This window comes from Mycolicibacterium vinylchloridicum (genome assembly GCF_013404075.1).
GTDB lineage: Bacteria > Actinomycetota > Actinomycetes > Mycobacteriales > Mycobacteriaceae > Mycobacterium > Mycobacterium vinylchloridicum.
Genome location: NZ_JACBJQ010000118.1, coordinates 1 through 5,757, shown reverse-complemented (window position 1 = coordinate 5,757; position 5,757 = coordinate 1). Strand labels below are relative to the sequence as shown.

General features: G+C 64.0%; 4 protein-coding genes and 2 pseudogenes. All 6 read left to right on the top strand.

Translation table 11 applies throughout. The annotated features are described in order from the left end of the window. A pseudogene (locus HPC46_RS33520) lies at positions 1–127 on the top strand (ABC transporter permease); the annotation flags it as partial. Positions 128–139: 12 nt separating this feature from the next. Beyond that, entirely contained in the window at positions 140–1,327 is a 1,188-nt protein-coding gene (locus HPC46_RS33515) for an MCE family protein (RefSeq protein WP_179476309.1), read from the top strand. Beyond that, entirely contained in the window at positions 1,324–2,349 is a 1,026-nt protein-coding gene (locus HPC46_RS33510) for an MCE family protein (RefSeq protein ID WP_179476308.1), read from the top strand. Before HPC46_RS33515 ends, HPC46_RS33510 begins: the two co-directional genes overlap by 4 nt. Then, positions 2,349–3,446, top strand: a complete 1,098-nt coding sequence (locus HPC46_RS33505; protein WP_179476307.1) for an MCE family protein — start codon at positions 2,349–2,351, stop codon at positions 3,444–3,446. Before HPC46_RS33510 ends, HPC46_RS33505 begins: the two co-directional genes overlap by 1 nt. Next, positions 3,443–4,882, top strand: a complete 1,440-nt coding sequence (locus HPC46_RS33500; RefSeq protein WP_179476306.1) for an MCE family protein — start codon at positions 3,443–3,445, stop codon at positions 4,880–4,882. The genes HPC46_RS33505 and HPC46_RS33500 overlap by 4 nt, the downstream gene beginning before the upstream one ends. Continuing rightward, a pseudogene (locus HPC46_RS33495) lies at positions 4,879–5,628 on the top strand (MCE family protein); the annotation flags it as partial. The gene HPC46_RS33500 and the pseudogene HPC46_RS33495, both read left to right, overlap by 4 nt. Between the last annotated feature and the right edge of the window lie 129 nt (positions 5,629–5,757).

Here is a 5,757-nt window from a genome sequence, read left to right as displayed (position 1 = left end):
ACCCTCTGGAGTCGGCGTCGCGGTCGGCAACGCGGTACGGACCTCCCTGATCGTGGTCGTCTCCGTCACCCTGCTGGTCTCACTGGCCATCTACGGATCCAACGGCAACTTCAACCTGTCCGGATAGCCGAGGAGCGAGATGAAATCAGGTATCGCGCGCCCGCTCGCCGGATTGGCGACCGTGGTGGTCCTCGTGGCGATTGTCGCGTTGGCCGTTGGGCTGTTCCAAGACAGCTTCACCAAAACTGTTCCGGTGACCGTGATCTCACAGCGCGCCGGCCTGGTCATGTATCCAGACGCGAAGGTCAAGCTCAACGGTGCTCCGGTCGGCAAGGTCTCCTCGATCGACCTGCTGCCCGACGGGAGAGCCGCACTGCATCTGGCGCTGAACCCCGCCCGGGTCAACGACATCCCTGCCAACGTGAGTGCCGACATCACGTCGTCGACGGTGTTCGGCTCGAAGTTCGTCGAGCTGAATCCGCCGCCGGACGCGTCGGCGAAGTCCATCCAGGCCGGCCAGGTGATCGACGGCAAGCACGTCACCGTCGAGATCAACACCGTATTCCAACAGCTGGTTTCGGTGCTCTCGCAGATCGAACCCACCCAGCTGAACCAGACACTCGGCGCGATCGCCAAATCGCTGAACGGCCGAGGCGACAAGTTCGGCCAGACCCTGGTGGACCTCGATACCGCACTGGCCAAACTCAACCCCAGCCTTGACACCCTGAACCATGAATTGGAAGTCGCCCCAAAGGTGTTCGACGCCTACGGTGACGTCTCCAACGACCTGGTGTCCACCGTGAAGAGCGCGGCCAAGATCAGCGACACGATCGTCGACCAGGATCAGAATCTGGACACCCTGCTGGTCAGTGCCATCGGCCTGGCCGACGTCGGTACGGAAGTGTTGAGCGAGAACAAGGATCCGCTGGCCAACGTCGTGCATCTACTGGTGCCGACCACCGATCTGTTGAACGAGTACAACGCCGCACTGAATTGCGGTATCGGCGGCCTGGTTCCGTTGGCCACCGGCCCCGGCCTGCCGTTGCCCGGTGCGGTCCTGCTGCAGTCGTTCTTCCTCGGCCGTGAGCGCTACCGGTATCCGTCCAACCTGCCCAAGGTCGCCGCCACCGGTGGCCCGCAATGTACCGACATGCCGAAGGTGCCGTTCGAGACCAGTCCGCCGTTCGTGGTCGCCGACATCGGCGCCAACCCCGCGCAGTACGGCAACCAGGGCATCCTGCTGAACTCCGATGCGCTCAAGCAGGCGCTGTTCGGCCCGCTCGACGGTCCGCCGCGCAACACCGCACAGATCGGACAACCGGGATGACCGCGCTGTGGAAGACGCTCCTCAAGGTCGGCATCTTCGGCGTGGTGATGCTCCTCCTGACCGCGTCGCTGTTCGCGATCTTCGGCCAGTACCGATCGGGTTCGGACAACGCCTATTCGGCCGTGTTCGCCGACGCCTCCAGCCTGAAGTCCGGGGATTCGGTGCGGGTGGCCGGTGTCCGCGTCGGCACCGTCACCGATGTTGCACTGCAACCCGACAACAAGGTGATCGTCGACTTCGACGCCGACCGCAAGATCGTGCTGACCTCGGGAACCAAGGCGACGGTGCGTTACCTGAACCTGGTCGGCGACCGGTACCTGGAACTGGTCGACAGTCCGGGATCGGCGAAGATCCAGCCGCCGGGCAGCCAGATTCCGCTGGACCGCACCGAGCCTGCCCTGGATCTCGACCTGCTCCTCGGTGGTTTGAAACCCGTTGTCCAGGGCCTTAATCCGAACGATGTCAATGCGCTGACGAACTCGCTGATCCAGATCCTGCAGGGTCAGGAAGGCAACATCGAGTCGCTGTTCTCCAAGACGACGTCGTTCACCACCACGCTGGCCGACAACGGCCAGACCGTGCAGCAGCTGATCGACAACCTGAACACCGTGATCGCCACCATCAGTAAGGACGGCGACAAGTTCTCCGGTGCCGTCGACAAGCTGGAGAAGCTCGTCACCGGGCTGGCTGCAGACAAGGATCCCATCGGCCAGTCGATCACCGCCCTGGACAACGGCACCGCGTCGCTCACCGATCTGCTCACCCAGGCGCGCACACCGCTTGCCGGCACCGTCGACCAGCTCGGTCGGCTGGCTCCGCTGCTGGACCAGGACAAGGAGCTGCTCGACATCTCGATCAAGAAGGCCCCGGCGAACTACCGCAAGGTGGTGCGGCTCGGCTCTTACGGCAGCTGGATCAACCAGTACCTGTGTGGGTTGTCCTTGCGCGTCAGTGACCTGCAGGGCCGCACCGCCTACTTCCCCTGGATCATCCAACACACTGGAAGGTGCGCGGAGCCCTAATGCTCAAATACCGTGGATCCTCGCTGATCAGATCGGGCTTCATCGGCCTGGCACTGATCGTGCTCGTCATCGTCGTCGGGCTACAGCCCGAGCGGTTGGTGTCGCTTGCCACGTCGATTCGGCATCAGGCGCTGTTCACCGAGGCCGGTGGTCTGCAGGCGGGTAACGACGTCAAGGTGTCCGGCGTGAAGGTCGGCACCGTCTCGGACGTGTCCTTGCAGCGCGGCAAGGCGCTGGTGACCTTCATGGTCAAGGGCTCGGTTCGGCTCGGTTCGGATACGTCCGCGCACATCCGTACGGGAACTCTGCTGGGACAACGGATTCTGACGCTGGAATCGAACGGCAAGGGCACGCTTCGGGCTGCCGATGTGATCCCCGTGTCGCGTACCGGATCGCCGTACTCGCTGACCGAGTCGTTGTCGGACCTGGCGGCCAATACCGCTGACACCGATACCGCGGCGATCAACCAGTCGCTGGACACCTTGAGCGACACACTGGATCGCATCACCCCACAGTTGGGCCCGACCTTCGACGGCATCAGCAACTTGTCGCGGATGATCAACGAGCGCAACGACTCGCTGGCCAACCTGCTCAAGAGCGCGGCGAACGTCACCGGGATCCTGTCACAGCGCAGTGCTCAGGTGAATACGTTGCTGCTCAACGCCAACGACCTGATCGGGGTTCTGCAGCAGCGCCGCTACGCCATCTCCAATTTGTTGGCCAACACCTCCGCTCTGTCCAAGCAGCTGAGCGGGATCGTGGCCGACAACGAGAAAGAACTGGCGCCGGCTCTGGAGAAGATCAACGCGGTGACCGCGATGCTGGAGAAGAACAACGACAACATCACCGCCGCCATGAAAGGTCTGGCCAAGTTCCAGCTGACCCAGGCCGAGGCGGTCAACAACGGGTTCTACTACAACGCATTCGTGGCCAACCTCAACCCGGCGCAGACGCTGCAGCCCTTCTTCGACTACGCGCTGGGCTTCCGGCGCGGTATCGATGCCGGCCAGCCGGCCGACAATGCCGGACCGCGCGCCGAGATCCCGTTCCCGTACAACGGAATACCACAGCCTTATGAGCGATGGGGGCAGCCATGAAGTCTCGTAGAGGGCTGAGGATCGCCGTCATCGCGGTGGTCGCGGTGGTGATCGTCGGCGCGGTCGGCTGGCTGGTCCGTTACGCATTCTTCAAGCCCAACACCATCACCGCCTACTTCACCAGTGCCACCGCCATCTATCCCGGTGACGAGGTGCGGGTGGCCGGGGTCAAGGTCGGCACGATCGAGTCGATCGAAGCGCAGGGGACCAAGACCAAACTGGTGCTCGCCGTGGACCGGAAGATCCCGATCCCGGCTAACGCCGAGGCCGTGATCGTCGCGCAGAACCTGGTGGGTGCCCGCTATGTTCAGCTGACTCCGCCGTACGAGGACAAGGGGCCGACCATGGCCGACGGCGCGGTGATCGGTCTCGACCGCACCGCGATCCCGGTCGAATGGGACGAGATCAAGACCCAGTTGACAAGACTGGCAACCGATCTCGGGCCGGCCACGGAAGGACAGACCACCTCGGTCGGGCGCTTCATCGACACCGCTGCGACCGCACTGGACGGAAACGGCGAGAAACTGCGCGACACCATCGCGCAACTGTCCGCGATCAGCAAAACTCTGGCCGACGGCAGCGGCAACATCGTCGACACCATCAAGAACCTGCAGATCTTCGTGACGGCGTTACGCGACAGCAACACCCAGATCGTGCAGTTCCAGGACCGCCTGGCATCGCTGACCAGCGTGGTGGACGGAAGTCGCTCGGACATCGACGGGGCGCTGACCAATCTGTCCAGCGCCGTCGTGGACGTTCAGCGGTTCATCGCCGGATCGCGGAACCAGACCGCCGAGCAATTGCAGCACCTCAGCGCGATCACGAAAAACCTCGCCGACAACAAACTCGTCGTCGAGAACCTGCTGCACGTGGCGCCCAATGCCATCGGCAACGCCTACAACATCTATAACCCCGACTCCCAAAGTGCGCTGGGTGGTTTCGCGCTGGCCAACTTCTCCAACCCGCTTCAGGTCGTCTGCTCGGCGATCGGGGCGGTGCACAATGCGACCGCGCCAGAGACCGGCAAGCTGTGCGAGCAGTATCTCGGACCGGCCCTGCGCCTGCTCAACTTCAACTACCTGCCGTTCCCGTTCAACTCGTATCTGGGCAAGTCGACCAGCCCCGACAAATTGATCTACACCGAGCCGGGCTTGGCCCCCGGAGGCTCGGGCGGGACTCCGCCCGGTTACGAGATTCCGCCTGCCGTGTCGGCGTATACCGGCTACAACGGCGACGTGCCGGGACCGGCAGGCTGGGGCGGTCCGCCGAATACGTACCACGGCGCTTATGCCCCCAACGGCTTACCCGCCGACCCGTCACCGGCGCTGTTCCCCGGCGCGCCGATCCCGCCGGGGGTGCCGTCCGGGCCCGCGGCTCCGCCGCCGAGCAACCTGGAGGGCATGCTGCTTCCGGCCGAAGGGAATCCGCCATCATGACCAGTTCGGTGCAGCGTCTGTTGGTGACCGCGGCGTGCGTCGCGGTGACGGCGACCGGCTGTAGTTTCGGCGGCTTGAATTCCCTGCCTTTGCCCGGGACGGTCGGGCACGGCAAGGGTTCCAGCACCTATCACGTCGAAATCGCCAATGTGGGCCAGCTGGAATCGAATTCACCGGTGATGGTCGGCGACGTGGTCGTCGGCAGTGTGGGCGAGATGACGGTCACCGACTGGCACGCCGACGTCGAGATCTCGGTGGAACCCGGTGTGGTGATCCCCGCGAACGCGGTGGCGTCGGTGGGGCAGACCAGTCTCCTGGGCTCCATGCACCTGGCGCTGAACCCGCCACTGGGCCAGGCGCCCAGCGGCGAGCTGAAACCCGGTGCCACCCTTGGCCTCAACCGCTCCTCGACCTATCCGTCGACCGAGCAGACGCTGTCGGCGCTTTCGGTGGTCGTCAACGGCGGCGGACTGGGGCAGATCGGCGACATCATCCACGAGTTCAGCGCGGCGCTGAACGGCAGGACCGATCAGGTCCGCGACCTGCTCACGCAGCTCAATGATTTCGTCGGTCTGCTGGCAACGCAGCGCGACGCCATCAACGAGGCGGTCAATTCGCTGAACAAGCTCGCGGGCACCTTCGCCGGACAGCAGCAGGTGCTCACCGATGCGCTCAACCGTATTCCGCCCGCGCTCGACGTCCTGGTGAAGGAGCGGCCGCGCATCACGACCGCGCTCGAGAAGTTCCGTGGCCTTCCCCCGAGACCGTGGAGGCATCGGCTATAAGGAGTAGCGATGTCAGAGAAACGGAAGAAGTACGACCGGGAGTTCCGTGAGGGCGCTGTGCGGATCGTGCTTGAGACGGGTAAGCCGATC

Coding starts and splice junctions, on each gene's coding strand:
- HPC46_RS33500 (WP_179476306.1), top strand. CDS start 3,443: ATGAAGTCTCGTAGAGGGCTGAGGATCGCCGTCATCGCGGTGGTCGCG.
- HPC46_RS33515 (WP_179476309.1), top strand. CDS start 140: ATGAAATCAGGTATCGCGCGCCCGCTCGCCGGATTGGCGACCGTGGTG.
- HPC46_RS33510 (WP_179476308.1), top strand. CDS start 1,324: ATGACCGCGCTGTGGAAGACGCTCCTCAAGGTCGGCATCTTCGGCGTG.
- HPC46_RS33505 (WP_179476307.1), top strand. CDS start 2,349: ATGCTCAAATACCGTGGATCCTCGCTGATCAGATCGGGCTTCATCGGC.